This is a genomic window from Sedimentitalea sp. (assembly GCF_039973035.1).
Classification (GTDB): Bacteria; Pseudomonadota; Alphaproteobacteria; order Rhodobacterales; family Rhodobacteraceae; genus Sedimentitalea.
Map to the genome: position 1 here is coordinate 1 of NZ_JBDWLR010000089.1, position 16,500 is coordinate 16,500.

The 16,500-nt window shown below is 56.9% G+C and carries 20 protein-coding genes and 1 pseudogene; 16 read left to right on the forward strand and 5 right to left on the reverse strand.

Annotation, left to right across the window (positions count from 1 at the left end; genetic code table 11):
* Both ABJO75_RS23105 and ABJO75_RS23110 read right to left on the reverse strand, forming a co-directional pair.
* Positions 1–270 (reverse strand): annotated as a pseudogene (locus ABJO75_RS23105) (hypothetical protein); the annotation flags it as partial.
* Between the two features lie 273 nt (positions 271–543).
* On the reverse strand, positions 544–1,275 hold the full coding sequence (locus tag ABJO75_RS23110) for an IS1595 family transposase (protein WP_348124902.1): 732 nt from the start codon (positions 1,273–1,275) through the stop codon (positions 544–546).
* 482 nt (positions 1,276–1,757) lie between these two features.
* Here ABJO75_RS23110 and ABJO75_RS23115 point away from each other — a divergent pair, with 482 nt between their 5' ends.
* Entirely contained in the window at positions 1,758–3,530 is a 1,773-nt protein-coding gene (locus tag ABJO75_RS23115) for an adenylate/guanylate cyclase domain-containing protein (RefSeq protein ID WP_348124904.1), read from the forward strand.
* A 170-nt stretch (positions 3,531–3,700) separates the two neighbouring features.
* On the opposite strand, the gene ABJO75_RS23120 is transcribed toward ABJO75_RS23115, so the two are convergent.
* Together ABJO75_RS23120 and ABJO75_RS23125 are read right to left on the reverse strand one after the other, a co-directional pair.
* Complete coding sequence (locus tag ABJO75_RS23120; protein ID WP_348124906.1) at positions 3,701–4,504, reverse strand: class I SAM-dependent methyltransferase; 804 nt, start codon at positions 4,502–4,504, stop codon at positions 3,701–3,703.
* A gap of 230 nt (positions 4,505–4,734) precedes the next feature.
* On the reverse strand, positions 4,735–5,964 hold the full coding sequence (locus tag ABJO75_RS23125) for a hypothetical protein (protein ID WP_348124908.1): 1,230 nt from the start codon (positions 5,962–5,964) through the stop codon (positions 4,735–4,737).
* Positions 5,965–6,311: 347 nt separating this feature from the next.
* Here ABJO75_RS23125 and ABJO75_RS23130 point away from each other — a divergent pair, with 347 nt between their 5' ends.
* From ABJO75_RS23130 to ABJO75_RS23175, 10 genes are all read left to right on the forward strand, one after another.
* On the forward strand, positions 6,312–6,821 hold the full coding sequence (locus ABJO75_RS23130) for a hypothetical protein (RefSeq protein ID WP_348124910.1): 510 nt from the start codon (positions 6,312–6,314) through the stop codon (positions 6,819–6,821).
* Between the two features lie 17 nt (positions 6,822–6,838).
* Complete coding sequence (locus ABJO75_RS23135) at positions 6,839–7,063, forward strand: hypothetical protein (protein ID WP_348124912.1); 225 nt, start codon at positions 6,839–6,841, stop codon at positions 7,061–7,063.
* A gap of 544 nt (positions 7,064–7,607) precedes the next feature.
* Positions 7,608–7,802 carry a hypothetical protein gene (locus ABJO75_RS23140; protein ID WP_348124914.1) on the forward strand — a complete coding sequence of 65 codons (195 nt, stop codon included), beginning with the start codon at positions 7,608–7,610 and terminating at the stop codon, positions 7,800–7,802.
* On the forward strand, positions 7,799–8,314 hold the full coding sequence (locus ABJO75_RS23145; RefSeq protein WP_348124916.1) for a hypothetical protein: 516 nt from the start codon (positions 7,799–7,801) through the stop codon (positions 8,312–8,314). The genes ABJO75_RS23140 and ABJO75_RS23145 overlap by 4 nt, the downstream gene beginning before the upstream one ends.
* The gene (locus tag ABJO75_RS23150; protein WP_348124918.1) at positions 8,311–8,664 is read left to right on the forward strand and encodes a hypothetical protein; all 354 of its coding nucleotides are present in this window, start codon (positions 8,311–8,313) and stop codon (positions 8,662–8,664) included. Before ABJO75_RS23145 ends, ABJO75_RS23150 begins: the two co-directional genes overlap by 4 nt.
* Positions 8,665–9,294: 630 nt before the next feature.
* Positions 9,295–10,500, forward strand: coding sequence for a plasmid partitioning protein RepA (gene repA, locus ABJO75_RS23155; protein WP_348124920.1), 1,206 nt, complete (start codon positions 9,295–9,297; stop codon positions 10,498–10,500).
* Between the two features lie 78 nt (positions 10,501–10,578).
* Positions 10,579–11,571: a plasmid partitioning protein RepB gene (gene repB / locus ABJO75_RS23160; RefSeq protein ID WP_348124922.1), complete on the forward strand. Its 993-nt coding sequence runs from the start codon at positions 10,579–10,581 to the stop codon at positions 11,569–11,571.
* Between the two features lie 165 nt (positions 11,572–11,736).
* A complete protein-coding gene (repC, locus tag ABJO75_RS23165) occupies positions 11,737–13,023 on the forward strand; it encodes a plasmid replication protein RepC (RefSeq protein WP_348124924.1) in 1,287 nt (428 codons plus the stop codon).
* Positions 13,023–13,364, forward strand: coding sequence for a type II toxin-antitoxin system ParD family antitoxin (locus ABJO75_RS23170; protein WP_348413987.1), 342 nt, complete (start codon positions 13,023–13,025; stop codon positions 13,362–13,364). Before repC ends, ABJO75_RS23170 begins: the two co-directional genes overlap by 1 nt.
* Positions 13,351–13,704 carry a type II toxin-antitoxin system RelE/ParE family toxin gene (locus ABJO75_RS23175; RefSeq protein ID WP_348124928.1) on the forward strand — a complete coding sequence of 118 codons (354 nt, stop codon included), beginning with the start codon at positions 13,351–13,353 and terminating at the stop codon, positions 13,702–13,704. The genes ABJO75_RS23170 and ABJO75_RS23175 overlap by 14 nt, the downstream gene beginning before the upstream one ends.
* A gap of 9 nt (positions 13,705–13,713) precedes the next feature.
* Here the strand turns inward: ABJO75_RS23175 and ABJO75_RS23180 are convergent, their stop codons facing one another.
* On the reverse strand, positions 13,714–14,826 hold the full coding sequence (locus ABJO75_RS23180; RefSeq protein WP_348124930.1) for a tyrosine-type recombinase/integrase: 1,113 nt from the start codon (positions 14,824–14,826) through the stop codon (positions 13,714–13,716).
* 22 nt (positions 14,827–14,848) lie between these two features.
* On the opposite strand from ABJO75_RS23180, the gene ABJO75_RS23185 reads away from it, so the two are divergent.
* From ABJO75_RS23185 to ABJO75_RS23205, 5 genes are all read left to right on the forward strand, one after another.
* A complete protein-coding gene (locus ABJO75_RS23185) occupies positions 14,849–15,070 on the forward strand; it encodes a type II toxin-antitoxin system CcdA family antitoxin (RefSeq protein ID WP_348124932.1) in 222 nt (73 codons plus the stop codon).
* 12 nt (positions 15,071–15,082) lie between these two features.
* The gene (locus tag ABJO75_RS23190) at positions 15,083–15,376 is read left to right on the forward strand and encodes a CcdB family protein (protein ID WP_348124934.1); all 294 of its coding nucleotides are present in this window, start codon (positions 15,083–15,085) and stop codon (positions 15,374–15,376) included.
* A 440-nt stretch (positions 15,377–15,816) separates the two neighbouring features.
* Entirely contained in the window at positions 15,817–15,945 is a 129-nt protein-coding gene (locus tag ABJO75_RS23195) for a DUF1403 family protein (RefSeq protein ID WP_348124936.1), read from the forward strand.
* Between the two features lie 18 nt (positions 15,946–15,963).
* Positions 15,964–16,104, forward strand: a complete 141-nt coding sequence (locus tag ABJO75_RS23200; RefSeq protein ID WP_348125034.1) for a hypothetical protein — start codon at positions 15,964–15,966, stop codon at positions 16,102–16,104.
* The gene (locus tag ABJO75_RS23205) at positions 16,097–16,417 is read left to right on the forward strand and encodes a DDE-type integrase/transposase/recombinase (protein ID WP_348125033.1); all 321 of its coding nucleotides are present in this window, start codon (positions 16,097–16,099) and stop codon (positions 16,415–16,417) included. The genes ABJO75_RS23200 and ABJO75_RS23205 overlap by 8 nt, the downstream gene beginning before the upstream one ends.
* Positions 16,418–16,500: the final 83 nt, after the last annotated feature.

Here is a 16,500-nt window from a genome sequence, read left to right on the forward strand (position 1 = left end):
TGGGGCACCTTCATCAGCTAATAGATATTGTATCTTGAGTGCCGATGCGCACGCGTCCGAGCATCCATCGAACGCGGCTAGCCACCCATCCCCAAGACGTTTGATAACCACGCCGTCGCCCGCTGCAATGCATGGCTCGACAATACCGTCGCGGACGTTTCTCAGGGCGTCCAACGCGACACTGTGATCCTCATCCATCATCCGCGAATATCCCACGATGTCCGCCGCCAGAATGACTGTTTTTCGCTCAAAAGAACTCAACTTAAACATTCCAAAATCGCCGTCACACATTCGATGCGAGCTGCAATCCGTGCATATCATGTAACCTCAAGCAACTGACCATGAATGCGGACGTTCGTACAGAGTGCAATATCCAGCAAAGTGGGCTCTCCCGATACCTTCGCCGCGTCGGTCACGAGCGGCGGGTTCGGGAACCAGCGCCGTTCGCTGCATCGTGCGCGAACTAGTAAGACGCGGACTTTGCGGTCATTGACGCTGAACAAGTTTAACTTGATGTATTGCGTTACCTTGCAGTTGGCGGTGTCAGCATAGCGTGTTGGCAGGCCTTTGCGTGTCGAGGAATGCCTTGAAGATCGAGAGATAGTCGCAATCACCATTTTCGCGGGCTGCGTGCCACCGACCATAGGCCTTGAGGTTCTGCGAGGCGGGGCCGCAGAATGGGCGGATAAAATCCCGGTAGCGGCTGATCAAGGCATTCACGGTGTTGATGTGATGGGTCTTCGGCGTGCGGCGCGACCTCTTCCCACCGTTCAACGCGAAGTGGGTAATGCGCGTGGTCTTTGCGATCTTCTCGTAGGTCGCGTGGCCATCGGTGCAGAGTACAGCATCCGGCGCCATTGTGGGAAGCAGCGCCGCAGATACCTCCTGCTCGGTCACCTGGTTCACTGCCTCGAGCGCGCGATGTCCGCCCCGGTCGGTAACCGCCACAAGATTCTTGTTCCACGCAAGCCAACCCCCGGGAGGCGCCTTCACGGTAGCGTTCCGGCTCTTGTAGAAGCGCCAAGGCTCCCGCGGAGGTCGCGGCACATTCAGAGGATCTACCTGATATCGCACCCATTCCCGCGACGCCTTCCTGCTTTCGCGTTGCCGGGCTTCGTCGGCTTCGACGATGCCAGACATCACACCGGTCCGTTCTGCAGGCAGGAGACGGATGATCGCCATGCGCCACCGCCAGGCCGTGTGGCGCGAGATGTCCAGCTTCTCGGCCGCCTTGCGACACGACCAGGGCTTCTCGGCCTCCATCATATTCCGCACGAGGTCGATGAAGAGATCAGGCCTTCGGATGCCTGCGATCGGCGTTCAGGTCAGGCCTGACCAGGTGGCGTCGCAGTTATCGCACCTCCAGCGTTGCGCGCCGGTCCGGGTATGCCCCCACCGGCACCGCTTCGACGAGGCGCAGCGCGGGCAGTCTTGGCCGGCTTCCTCCGCGCAGCGGGCATCGAGAGCGAGCACGGCCTCGACCTGCCGTTGGGAGTCTGTCACGGCTGTGCCGAGCTGTGCGAGTTGCTGAGGCGTTAGCAGGCGAAGCCTTGAAACGAGTTCTGCAAAGGCGGTCTTGTGCATGGCGGTCCTCTAGTAGGGCTAAAGGAGCGATATTAGCCATTTCCGGCAAAACGAAGGCTAACCAACACGCTATGCTGACATCGCCTTGCAGTTTCTTATTGGCACCGGACAAGGTTGAATTTTGATATTGGTTCTGTCTGGACCGGTGTCTTGGTCTGGCTTATCGTCGAGCGATGGACACTCCTCTCGTCACTCGCCGCTTGTCTGCAATTATGGTGACAGATGTTGTCGGCTATTCTCGCCTTATGGCAGCTGACGAAGACAAGACACTGGCGGCGCTCAACACGCACAGACAGATTGTCTTTGATCCCAGCGTAACCCGCAACAACGGGCGGATTGTAAAGCTGATGGGCGATGGCGCGTTAGTCGAGTTCCTGAGTGTGGTCGATGCAGTGAGATGTGCTCGCGACATTCAGATTGGAATGACTGCCAAGGAAGGAGAGGCTGGTATTGTCCTGAGGATTGGAATAAACTTGGGAGATGTTATCCTTCAGAACGACGACATTTTTGGCGATGGAGTTAACATCGCGAGCCGTCTGGAGCAGTTGTCAAAGCCCGGAGGAATCTGTGTTTCTTCCGTGGTGCAGGAAAACGTTGGCGGACGGCTGAATATAGCCTTTCAAGACGGCGGTGCTGTCTCAGTTAAAAATATCGACCGGCCCCTGAAAGTCTTTCACTGGCATCCGGAAGATACGCCACGTGCGAGTGAATTTTTTGTAGAAAGAGCCGATCCTGCACCAAGAGATGCGGAGCATGCGATTGCCGTCCTGCCACTGGACAATATGTCTGGCGATCCGGAACAGGAATACTTCTCGGACGGTATCAGCGAAGACATTATCACAGATCTGTCAAAAGTGTCGGGTCTCACCGTAATCGCCCGCAACTCAAGCTTTGCCTACAAGGGAAAATCGGTGGACCTGCGCATTATCGGCCGAGATCTGCGCGTCACGCATGTTTTGGAGGGCAGCGTCCGACGAGTCGGAAATCGGGTCCGGATCAATGCACAGTTGATCGACGCTACCACCGGCAGCCATATCTGGGCCGACCGCTTCGACCGGGAGTTGACGGATATTTTCGCAGTTCAGGATGAAGTCACGCTCGAGATCGTGAACGCATTGAAAATCAAACTTTCACCGGCAGAACGCGCGAATATCAACGACACTGGCACTTCAAATATCGATGCGCACGAAGACTACATGCGCATGCGGGGGTTCCTGTTCTTTCCGGGCATGAATGCTGAGGGCTGGAAACAGGCAGTTCTATATGGCGAACGGGCTATTTCGAAGGATCCGAACTATGCTGATCCATATGGCATGTTGGCATTGATGCACTTGTTGGACTATCACAACCATTGGTCCGGGCGAACGTCCCAAGAGGCCATGCAAGAAGCGGACAAATTGGCGGCGCATGCCGTTGAAATCGATCCGGATGGTCTTTGGTCAAACCATGCCTATGCGGTGGTCGCGCGCTGGCAGGGAAAACTTGAACTCGCCAGCAAAACGCTCGAAAAAGCAATGTCTAAAAGCGCAGATTACTCTTTGGGATGGTTCACCAAGGGCGAGCTGGAATTGGCATTGGGGCGTCTGCCGGAAGCGATCGATGCTATCGAACGCGCTATCCGCCTGGAGCCGTCCTTTCGGCATCAATACCTTCAGTTTCTCGCAATGGCACATTTTCTAAAGGGGAATTTCGAAACTGCGGCGTTGCTGCTGCGAGAGCGTGTTTTGCTCGTCAAGGATACTGACATCGGCCGAGCCTGGTTGGCCTCTGCCCTTGGCCATCTAGGAGAAATTGAACAGGCACGTACTGTCTGGACCGAAATGATGGAGATCAATCCAACTTTCGCAATCCGAACGCGTTTGGCACGACTGACTTTGGCAGACCCCTCACACGAAATGATGATGCTGCAAGGTTTGTCCAAAGCCGGTTTGCTGGAAGACGCCTAACTGCCCGGCGAGAAATATTTGTCTGCATCGGGCTCTCAGTCAGGTTTCGCCGCGTCAGTCACGAGCGGCGGGTTCGGGAACCAGCGCCGTTCGCTGCATCGTGCGCGAACTAGTAAGACGCGGGATTTCCTGCCTATGACCTTACCCAGATCGAATGTCCGCTCCCAAAGCTATACTGCGACTGCTTCAACAACGTGAATTTTGGCAGGTACGGCAATACCTTCTTCGCACTGGTATTGCTGGCAGGCGTCAGCGACAGCCATCCGGATTTCACTTAGCTTTTGTTCAGATACCTCAACGCCCTTGAGCATCATGCCGACGGTCACCTTCATGTGGAGGTCTGCAACGCGTTCAGCCGAACCCGGCGGTCGCAACATCAGATCAAGCGTTCGAAATTTGGGTTTCCAACCGGAATTCTCCATAATCGTTTCAAGTGAAGCTGGGTCGCCGAAGCGCATTGGCCCGGGACCGGATGGATCGGGTCTTGGAACGTCGTCGACGAAGCTATCGACGATACGGCGCGGCATAGAAAACCAAGGATTCTCCGGTGGTGTGGCCCAGAAGGTTGCCGCCATGCGCCCCCTTGGTTTCATAGCGGAACGAAGGTTTTCGAACGCCGCTGTATTGTCATTGAAGAACATGATGCCGAAGTTTGCGACGATAGCATCAAAGCTGCCTTGCTCATACCCATGAGTTCCGGCGTCCCCAACTATCAACTCCACGTTTTTTGGGGCACGTTTCTGAGCGACCGCGACCAGCGGCGGAGCAACATCAATACCTACAACACTGCCTTCCGGGCCTACTTCCTTGGCCGCATAGACAAGCGTTGGTCCAGTGCCGCAGCCCACATCCAAGACGGCCTCTCCAGATTTCAGATTTGCCGCCTGAAACAGAGCGTCGAACACTTCACTGAACGAGGTTTCAAGGTCTGGCGCCGCTTCCAGCCATGGGCGTGCCATCTCGTCCCAGTCCACAACCCAAACCTCCATCCTTGTTTCAATCTCGAAGGCACAATAGCGGACATCCGTGCGCGTTGCAGCATCGGTCGTTCTGGGGCTCGTTTTAACATTTCGCTGCGGTTAGCCGGAAGGTCCGCTGCCGGAATGCGATGCCCTCAAGCGATCCCCTGGCAACGCCCACACCGATCCAGGCACGTGAGCAATGAAGGGTAAGTTGCACCGGCCCGCAATCAATGGCGACAGGGTCAGCTGTCCGGGTGCACCCGAACGCGCATCACGGTGTTCGTTGCGCTCTGGTGGATCAGAAGCGCCGAGCCGTCGCGGGTGACCCGCATGTGCCTGAGGATCCCGGCGTGGATGTCGCCAGACGGGATTGGCCAGCTCTGGAAGCTTTCGGCAACGGGGTCGAAGCGGACCAGCATGTCCGGCCGCATGCCGGATTCATTGTACCACACCGCATTATCGAACCAGGCAATGGCATAGGGGTGCGAGCGCGACCCGCTCGGGCTGGGCCACTCGCGCACCGCGCCGCTCTTGGGGTCGAACTGTCCGATGCGGCCACGGCCGGAATTGACGTACCAGATCGTGCCATCCGGGGCGATGTCCAGCCGCCGGATATGGCTGTCGGTGTGCGGGATTTCGTGGCTGGTGACCGCAAGGCTTTCGGGATCAAGGCTGAACAGGTGGTTCGACCCGTTCGCCGCCACCCAGATCGTGCCGTCATTGGCCTGCTTGATCCCATACGGGCGCGCGCCGGGCACGGGCATGGTGACAAGATCAACGGTGCCCGACACCGGATCGACCCGACCGACCCTGTTGCCGCGCTGCACGGTGAAGTAGACACGTCCATCCGGCGCCACGATCGCCGAATGCGGATCGCCCGCGGCCGGGTCGGGCATCGGGTAGATCGTTATCTCGCCGGTTTCCGGATTAAGCTGGCCCATGGTGCCGTTGCCATTGCCGGTGTACCAGATCATGCCATCTTCGGCGGCCGTCACCGTATGCGCCCGCGCTCCGGATGGCAGATCGTATTCGCGCATCGCTCCGGTTTCCGGATCCAATCGTGTCACCACATCGGCCCATTGTCCGGTCCACCAGATCGATTTATCTGGCGCCTCGACCGGGTCCCGTGCCCTCTGGCCGCGGGTCGGCCCTGACCAACTCTCGAAGGCGATCTGCACCGGCCCGTCAACGCGTACAGGCGCACGCGCGTCGCTGGGTGGGAAATGCTCGGTCAGGTAGGCGGAGATGATATCCAGTTCAGGGGTGCCGTTGAGATCGATCATCGTCAGGGCCAACGTCTTCCAGTCCTCAGCCGAATAGCCGAGCGCGTTACGAATGTTGCGTGTGCCATGACAGCCCGTACAGGACGCCATCACGAGTTCCTGCCCTTCTCCCGGAGGCAGGTCCTGCGCCGAAAGCTGAACCGGTAACATTGCCAGGGCCGTCGTCATCATCCGAAGAAAGTTGCGCATCGCCATCCTGCCTTTGCCCGAGCGCTGTTGCCCGGCTGACTGGCAAACCCTTACCACCGTTCCCGAGTCGCAAGAAGCAAGCAGGATGAGCTGTGCAGCTCCATAACCCTTTTTTGATCTCGAAGTATCGGGCTTGCTGCACGCGGCTGCGGGGCGCTACCCGCTTATGCCTTTTACGACCACGACAAATATCTCGACCGGGTATAGTGTTTTCTGGAAGCCGAAATAGGTGGCCTTTACGAGACGAATTGGAGCGAAACACCGCCTTAAGCATCTAATATAGTAGGATAAAACACACTTTCATGGTAGACTCAACCATAGGTAATTCCACCAGAAAGGCCGCTGAAATGTCCCGTGTTCCTACATCCGTTCGCGCTGTCTGGAAGTCGGCCGAGCTGCTGATTGCGTTCCATAAGAACAAGAACAAGCAGAGGCGGGACGCGCCCTATTTCTGGCGCCCAAAGGATGCGTTTGCCCGCCTGCTGGCCAAGCCCGAAGACCAGGAGACCGTCGTTGTTCTGCGCGGCGCTGACGACAATGACGATGTGCAGATCAAGATGCACTCGGATAAAATCGTGGTCCGCCGTGATCGCGCCCTTGGCTGGTCCGGCGTCGTTCTGGACGACACCCAGATCAGGGTCGTGGTCGATAATGTTCTGATCCGCATCGATCCGGACGGCGGCGTCGTGGTCGAGAAGGACGCCGAGAAAACGCACCTCGAAGGCAGTGGCGAAATCTTCCGCTTTACCCCCAACACACAGATCAACGTCTCCGCCGATGGCCGTCGGATGTGGCGGGAAACCGAAGACAATGTTGACGGCTTCTCCCCGGACGGCCTGGTTTCGCGCCGCAAGTAATCGGCAGGGAGTCCACTATGATCTCACTTTATCGCCGCGCCATGACCCTGATCTATCTGCATGTCTATCTGGCGGGCCACGCACAGCAGGCCCTGCCCCGCCGATTGCGCATGGCCATCGCAGGCTCGCAGTTGCACCGTGCCTGGCTGGTTGGGTTCCTTGGGTTCTTCGAGCAGGACGGTGTCGCCTACGGTCCTGCCTATCCTTACGCGGAAAACGCAACTCGGCTTCGATCCATTTAAGGGCTGTTGATGCTCGGCCCCTGCCCCGCCCTTTGGGCGTTGCACCGCGCTCTGGTCTCTGGCGAGCAGAGCTGACCTTCACCCCGCACCCTTCGCGCCCATCCTCCCTGATCCATTGATGCGCGCCCTGTCTCATCCGAGCCAGGACGCGCAGTTTGTCTCATGGTCGGCTGCGGCCTTTTGAACGACCTATTCGGGAAACGATCACTGGGGCAGCGGGGGTTTCGTCGCCAGCTCCGAACGCCCCGATCCCGGGTGGCACGGCTTTGGCCGTGCGTCTGGGGACCGCCGGTCCCCCACCGCAACCCTGAAATCTGCACCCAAAGGGTTTCCCCGGCCTTCCGCACCTTCGGTTTGTGCAGACCGGGTGATCCCCCTCCCCTTTGGGTTTGATTTCAGCATTGCGGCGGTTCCCCCCCCCTGCCCTCGCCGGGTGGCAGGCTTTCAGGAGAGGGACGCGCTTTGCGCTCTCTCGCCAGAAACCCCGCCCTGATTTTCGGCATCAAGACCGGAACCGTGGCATCCCCACAAAGGAACGTCAGACATGGTTTTTCAAAACCCGAGTTTCACCCGCGCCTTGGCGCATGACATGGACACCGGTGAAGACACGGCCCGCTTCCAGGACCGTTGGGCATGCGTTGCCAGCGATGGACAAACCCACTTGCATCCGACGCAGCGCGGCGCAGAAAAACGGACCCACCGCGCCGAGGTTGCCGAACACAAGGAGACAAGGGCATGAACTGCTTTGCATTCCACAAACAGCACGATCCGCGTCACCTTCAGAACGTCCAGAGCGTTGCGGCGCTTGAACTGGCAAGCGGATGCCATCTGCCAGATGACTTCGGCGGGTGGCCGCTCGGCCTTGCCGATAACTGGAATGCCGCCGCAGAACAGGAGGCTTTTGATACCTGTAGAACCCTCGGCGACATGGCACGCGCCTTTCTGAAATGGCGTGCAGCGGAATTGGACCGCCAGATCGGCGCAGGGACTGTTTCGGCGGTCGCGGAAGACTCTCCCACCAGCAGTCGCCGCAGCATCCATTTTTTTAACACCGAGGATGAAGCGATCAGCTACCGCGACAACCAAGGAACCGGCGGCTGGATCTTCGTGTGCGATGATAAAGGCGAAGCGACGATCTTCCCCTATCAAATGACGCCCGGCGACATTCTCAAGACGGGCTGGACCAGCTGCTCCGGCGGGCGGTTTATCGGGTCGACGGGCAAGATTGTCCGGCAGGAGGACGTGGCATGACTTTCATCAAGAAACCCGCAGTGTCGCTCTTGAAGGGGCGGCACATCACCGCCGCCGACAAGCGGACCATTGTGGAAGGCATCGACTGGTTGCGGGCAGAGTTCGCGGCCAGCATCGCCGCTCTGCCGGAACAGATCCCCGATTATGCCGCGATGTGGGTCAGACGCGGCAGATCATCCAAACGCTACAGCATCGCGCCGACCGGCGACCGTGACAGCTACGCCGTGACAATCCGAGAAAACTACCGCACTGATCTGGGTGAGAAGCGCCAACGAAATATGACTGTTAGGGTTCGGGTGGCAAACATTGAGCCGCTTTACATGCCTTCATCGGAGGGCACGGGGCCATAAGCCTCGCTTTTCTGCGTTCCCGTTTGCGCAGAATCGTGAACCGCCTCAACAATCACCCACGCCATGCAGTCCTTCCCCCGGCACTGTGGACAGGTCAGGCTTCCGGTGATCCACCGCAAAATTTCTGTCTCGGTATACCGTTGGCGCAGCCAGTAACTGTGTAGAAACTTCGTGTCAGCCAGCTAAGAGAATCGCTCTGCCGTGTTCTTGCGATGGGCGCTCACAAGATGAACGGCTTTTCGCCGATGCGAAGTTTCTGCACATTGGGTCCATGTGTAGGCTCAATGGAAAAATCCGCTCAGAGGCGTGGTATACGCATTCTTTTGCGTCCACCGTAGTGTTGTTGCCACCGTCATCGATTTGACAGCCGTGCAATGGCCAAAAAGTAGTTTTAATACAAGCAGATGTTGACGAACTACCAAGTAGATCAGGTAGCCAGTTAATTTGCGCCCGTGTCAACTTGGTGCCGTTGGCTAAGGAATCCACAAGATGTAGGGTTTGTCCCGATAGGCTGTCAGTACAAGGTTTGCTGTGGAAAACTTGTTGCTCGACTCGCGGTTACTCGTTAATGACACTTATGTAAGGTAAATCGCGCTAAAAGCGATATTTTGTCGAGAGCGGGCAGCGACTATGAGGGAATTCGAGAACAACGAGGCGACTAGGCCTTTCGATGAGATCATCCTTCAGCAAGGAGAATTGATTTCTGACAGGCTCAATATGTTGCGCATGGAGCAGTATCCTCCTGATGCGCAAAAGAGTCTACGCCAGTTTACCCTGGCCGAAGTAGCTTACTTCCTCGGGGTGACCCAATCCAACATCAAGAAATTGCACCTTGAGGGAAAAGGTCCGGAGCCGACGACGTCATCCTCAGGGCGGCGCAGCTATTCGGCGCAACAGATGCTTGAGTTAAGAGCTTATCTCGACAAGCATGGTCGTTCCGGGAAGAAACGATATGTGCCACATCGTCAAGACGGTGAAGATCTTCACGTCGTATCGGTTGTGAACTTTAAGGGTGGTTCGGGCAAGACCACTACTGCAGCGCATCTTGCTCAGCACCTAGCGCTGCGCGGTCATCGGGTTCTGGCGATCGATCTGGATCCTCAAGCATCGCTTACGGCGCTCCATGGCATTCAACCAGAGTTGGATGAGGTCCCCTCTCTTTACGAGGCATTGCGTTACGATGGCGAACGGCGCTCCATCACTGAAGTGATCCGTTCAACGAATATTCCAAACCTCGATATCGTTCCTGCGAGTCTGGATCTTCAGGAGTACGAGTACGATACGCCGGTCGCCTTGACGAGCCGGGATCCGCAAGCTGGCCGTGCTTTCTTCACTCGGATATCCGAGGCGTTGAAGGAAGTTGATGACCTATACGATATCGTCGTTATCGATTGTCCTCCACAGCTAGGTTACTTGACCCTAACGGCACTCACCGCCTCAAGTTCAGTTCTTATCACCGTCCATCCTCAAATGTTGGACGTGATGTCGATGAGCCAGTTTCTTCTCATGTTGGGCGGAATTATGAAAACGATCCGTGATGCGGGGGCTCAGATGAACCTGAAATGGTTCCGCTACCTTGTGACCCGATTTGAGCCGACGGACAGCCCGCAAAAGCAAATGGTTGGCTTCATGCAAGCCATGTTCCCAGGCCAGATGCTGCAATCTCATATGGTTAAATCTACAGCGATTTCCGACGCGGGCATCACCAAACAAACCCTATATGAGGTTGAGCGGGCCCAGTTTGTGCGCGCCACATATGATCGCGCGCTGAACTCGCTCAATGCTGTAAATGACGAGATCACTGACCTCATTCACGAAGCTTGGGGGCGACAATGATGGAGGCTTTTGACAGCCGTGCAGATTTGAGAATTGAGACCAGAAAAAGCCTCAAGACAGCCAGTTTGGAGGGACATAATGGCACGTAAAGACCTCTTGAAAAGCGTTATGGATCCAGCTGCCGAAAAAGCATCTGATGGCGGTCGCACAAATTACGCCATGCGCGGTGCGTCCAAATCCATGAAGGTCTCCATCGACAGCCTCGCCGAAGACGCGCGCCGAATGGTGGATGGCGAAACGATTGTTGAAATATCGCCGGACATAATCGACAGCTCCTTTGTCAGTGATAGGCTCGGGGTTGATGACGAAGCGTACCAAGAACTCAAGGCCTCTATTAAATCGGGGCAGCAAGACACGCCTGTATTGTTGCGCCCCCATCCCGATGCATCTGGACGCTTCATGGTCGTCTTCGGCCATAGGCGCGTGCGCGCCGCGACTGAGTTGGGACGCATGGTTCGTGCTGTTGTCAAAACCATGGACGACGTTGCCCATATTCTTGCACAGGGTCATGAGAACACAGCTCGGGCGGATCTATCGTTCATTGAGAAAGCGGTCTTTGCAAGAAGCCTATCAGAAATTGGGCAGCCTAAAGATGTCATCATGTCTGCACTGACTGTAGATGGAACACTTCTTTCCCGAATGATGTCCGTTGCACAGCAGATTCCCCGCGACATTATAGATGCTGTCGGTCCCGCAAAACAAATTGGCAGGGATCGCTGGGAAGGCTTCAAGAAGTTGATGGTCGCCCCGGCAAACGTGAAGTTGGCGCAGCAATTGGTGGCAGAACAAAGCTTTTCTGAATTGCAAAGCGACGCACGGTTTGAACACCTCCTAAGCAAGCTTACTGAAAAGGGCCAGGCGGTTCGGAAGAAGGCGAAACGTGCGAGTCCGGAAAAGCGGACTTGGACCGCCAACGGCGGACGGATCAAAGGTGTAGTAGGCAAGTCTGGCAAAGCGTTCAGCGTCTCACTGACATCAACAGACGCCTCGGCGTTCGGTGACTATCTAGCCGAGAATCTTGATGGCCTCTACCAAGCATTTCTTTCGCAAAAACAGGAGAAGACCAAGTGAACTAACGGCAAAAGAAAAGCCCCCAAACCGAGCGGCCTGAGAGCTGATCTAATCAATTTGAACACCTGATAGATACCTCTCTCGCGAATCGCTGTCAACAAAGCAACACCGATTAGGTGAACGGATTTCTTTTGCCTCCACATAAAACGGAGGTGGAATACAGGCATGAAACATACAGGTTGGCGTAAGCCAACACCGGGTCTTAGCATCGCTGAACAGCTTGCCCAAGCCGGTGAACAATTGGCTATACCCAAAAACAAGGCCCTTTTGGCGTGCAAACGGGTGGCGGCGCATATCGGATTGAAGGCCAGCGATATGATGCTGCTCGATACGTTTGGGGCGTTTACACAGTCTCAGGACTGGGAAGAGGGCAGGCGGCCCATTGTCTGGGCCTCTAACGCCTATCTGATGGAGCAGACCGGGTTTTCCCTGTCTGCGCTCAAACGCCATGCCAGGCGGCTTGTTGATGCCGGCCTCATTGCCTTCAAGGACAGCCCCAATGGCAAACGATGGGGCCACAGGGATGCCGAAGGGCATATCATCGAGGCCTATGGCTATGATCTTGCGCCCTTGGCCGCACGGGCAGAAGAATTTGAAGTTCTTTTTGCTCATCTACAGGCCGAACGGCAACTCTGTGCACGCGCGAAACGTCAGATCACGATCGTGCGTCGTACGATCCGCGCCAAGCTCGAAACCGCGTTGGAACAGGCCGTCTCAGGTCCCTGGACCGCGCTCTCAGCGGCCTTTCAGGCGCTTCTGGATCGGCTGCCAAGGGGCTCGGTGGGGTCTGACAGGCTGTTTGACCTGCTTCAGCACTTCACGGCCCTAAAGGTGAAAATTGACGCGGCCCTTATGGAGCAGGACGAAGTTGTTGAAATGCCTGTGGAAAACGACACAGAAAATGGTGAACTTTCCACCAAGTATATCCAAGAAATGAACCCCAAGGGGTCCGTTAATGAACCTCACATACTAAATACAAATCAACCTTATCCTGTAATTAGTAATTCCTCAGAAAACGAGGAAGCGGCGGACGTGGTGACCAAGCCCAATGCTGAAGCGCCCGTTGAGACGGAGCAGGGGAATAGGGGCACAACCGCGAAGAAAAAACGCGGGGCAGTGCTGGATTTGGGGACGGTGATGCAGGCATGTCCTGGATTTACCCAGATGTCGCGGGACCTGGGCGGCTATGTTGAAAACTGGAGCGAACTGCACCGGGTTGCCGCACAGGTTCGGCCGATGGTGGGTGTGTCGGAACACGCCTGGGCCGTTGCGCAAGACCGATTGGGGCCACAGGCGGCCGCTGCGGCCATGGCGCTGATATTCGATAAGTTCAGCGATGGCGAAGTGACCTCACCGGGCGGATATCTGCGCGGTATGGTCGAGAAAGCCGGGGCAGGGGAGCTGCATCTGGAACGGAGTTTCTATGGGCGCTTGAGTGGGATGGCGGCGTGATGGTCCACTCTCATCTTGAAGCTAGTGCGACTGAGTGCTACCGTGTCTCGAAAAGGAGCGATGCGATGTCCGTTAAATCGTCAATATCTCTGACCGACCCTCAAGACCGTTTTGCGCGATCTCTGGTCGAGACGGGCCAGTATGCGAGCTTGAGCTCTGTTCTTCAGCAAGGCCTTGAATTGCTCCGTCAGAAAAATGAAGCTGATGAACTTGAACTTGCGGCGTTGCGACAACTTGTTGATCGGCGTGTAAGCGGACCAATGGTGTCTGCCGGTGAAATGGATACGCGGATCGAACAGATGATCGCTCGAAAGCAACGCGCACCTGATGTGGGAACTTGAGTTCTCCGCCGAAGCGGAACAGGATTTTGAGCTGATTTTTGACCATCTATGCAGGTCTTATGTCGATCTAGGCGAAGATTCCGATGCGGCACGCATCCGGGCGGCCGATCGTATTCGCGGGATACGAGCCTCGATGGACAAACTATTGTCTGCTCCGTTTGTTGGAACGCTTCGGCCAGATGTCAGGCCTGGCTTGCGTTTCGTTCGGCAGGAGAAGGCCGTGGTCTGGTTTCTGCCGGATAAGGAGCGAACGCGTGTCGTCATTATCGCGGTTTTCTTCGGTGCACAGGATCACATTCGCCATATGTTGACGCGCTTGTTGAAAGGTCATGTTCAATAGGGCACGTCCCTACAACCTCGCAGCCTTGGTGAGGTTCACGCGGAACCGGTCAGGGCGGCGCTGGTAGCGGCGGGTCATTTCGGCGGAGGCGTGTCCAAGGTGTTTCTGGACGTAGCGCTCATCGACTTCGGCCGAAGAGACAAGCCCGGCGCGCAGGGAGTGGCCGGAAAACAGGGCGATGCGGTCCTTCTCGGGCAGGTCCGACCGGATACCCGCGTCCAGCACGGTCTGCTTGATCAGGCGGGCGACATGCTTGTCACTGAGCCGCGCGTCCAGCGCTGTCTGCTTGATCAGGCGGGCGACATGCTTGTCACTGAGCCGCGCGTCCAGCGCTGTCTTGCCGTCGCGCGCGGTGCTCACGAAGACCGGCCCGAAATCCTTCTTCGCAAAATGCAGCCCTTGTTCCAGCGCATGCACCGGGCAGGTCTGATCCGATGAGCCGCGACCGATCTCGACCTCCCGCCAGCCGGTCTTGGCGTTGAGCGTCAGCAGGGCACCCTTGTCCATGATCTCGATCCAACCGCCGCTGTCGGGCGTGTCGTCCTTGTGCACGTCGAGGCTGACGATCTCGGATCGCCGCAAACCGCCTGCATATCCCAGGAGCAGGATCGCCCGGTCACGCAGTCCGCGCAGATCGTAGGGCAGGGTGGCCACCATGGCGAGAATGTCGTCTCTCAGGATCGCTTCCTTCTGCACAGGTGGGCGCGCGTGTTTGCGTTTGATCCCGGCCAGCACCGTGGCAATGTGGCGGTTCTTGCGATCAAGGGCAAAGCCGCGCTGCGCGTAGTTCCAGGCCAGGCCGGAGAGGCGGCGTTCGATGGTGCTGACAGAAAGGGCAGGGGAGGGGTCCGAAGGGGATGCCAGATCGGCTAGGTAAAGCCCGATCATTTCGGGCGAGGGGGGCAGGGGCTCCGCTCCCTTCATCCGGCACCAGCGGGCGAAATGCGCCCAGTCCCTGGCATAGGCCTTCAGCGTGTTGTCCGACGCCGCGGCGTGGGCATAGACTCGAGCGGTGTCGACCAGCCGATCCTGTGTGCCGGACCCGGCGACATGGGAGGGCAGGGTGATGGCATCTGATCCGTCTTGTGTTGTCGAAGTGCCTGATTTATACTCTTTAATCATACGTATTCTCCAAGAGGCTATGATGGGACGAGTAAAGGTGAATCTGACGCTGGATGCTGACGTGGCTGAAACCGCCCGCTCACTTGGTCTCAATATGTCGCGCCTCGCCGAGGCAGCGATTGCTGAAGCCGCCAAGACCGAGCGTAATCGTCTGTGGCGCATAGAGAACAAGAGTGCGATCAACGCTTATGCCGAGGAGGTTGCCCAAGACGGGTTGCCGCTTGCCTCGTTTCGAAGCTTCTAGACGTTCCCCGGCATGGCGCAGTTTGACCTTTATCGCCTGAGCGGCGGGCAACTTGTTGTTGACCTGCAAACTGACCTGATCGGTATCGACGCGTCTCGCATTGTGGTCCCATTGCGGGATGCTGGGCGTTACACAGCGTTTCCGGGCCTGACGCCCTCTGTTGATTTTGACGGGGCGCTGTGGATCGTTCGGGTGCAGGAGCTTGCAGCAATTCCAGGGGCCGAGTTGCGTGAATCTGTTGGCTCTTTGGCCGATCATCGCGATGTTTTGAAGCGCGCATTGGATATCTTGATCGATGGTGTGTGAGCGCGTATAGATCGAAGCACGACCCCGTAGATCGTGCAACCGCTCCGTCCTTCCAATAACTGGGAATGACGTCGACGAGAAAGCCGATCTCGGGCAAATCCACCTAAAAAATGAGACCAATTCGGACATGCGATGAGCATATATTGACCTGTCCGATAATGCAAACTTATTGGATGTAAGATCGAGGTGTGAAGTGAGGCGGGTTGTACGATATATTGTAGTAGAAAGCGCCGCTTCAGAACGATCTCTGGACATGAAACTTGCGCCCGCCAATCTTGAACTCTGCCTCGACACACTACCGCGGATGCCGTCTTGGGTCACCTCCGGCCATGGTGAAGCACTTGAAGATGTGGCGTTTTTGTCGGGGCATCGCTGGCACATCTGGATGTTGTGTTGCGACAGGATGAGACCCCCAAGCCTTGCTACGGGAGCGGTTGGTCTTGGCGGCTGCAGAGGCCTGCGTCGCGTTCTCGGGCCGTCCGGAGCGGGCAGGGGAGTTGCGCGATGCCGTTCATCTGTTAAGACCCGGAGGTCTGCCTGGGCCCGCGGGGGAGGTCTACCTGCACTGACGGCGCAGGGTTGAATGGGTGATATCGATCAAGGTGCTCCACTGCGCATTACCCAAGGTTGCACCCGCCCGGATAGCGATCTGGCTGGATACCGGGACGCGGGCGGCTTTGGTTCTGGAAACTGCCTTTGCCGGATCGAGCCGGGAGGCGGTTGTGTGATCGGCTTGTTTCTCTCGGGGCGGTTACAACATCAAAGCCCCTGAAAGCCATCGGCAGTAGTGATTGGCCAGACAAAGTTTTTGTCGACAAGAGCGGGTCGGACACGGAAGGCTTGTTCAATATGAACTGCCTACTCGTGATGTGCGGCTGGTGTTGGTTGATCACGGTCAGGCGAACTAGATATTTCAACAACAGCATTGAGCAAGACCACCGTTTCAACAAGAAACTCACCCGCCCGATGAAAACGTTCAAATCGCTGAATTCAGCGTCTGCTTCTCTTGCCGAAATAGAAGTCGCGCATATGATCCGGTAAGGTCTGTTTGACCAGACAAAGCAGTCAGGCTTTGCATTGCTCGCAATACTCGCTGGATAAGCGTGTCCAATAGTATAGCTACC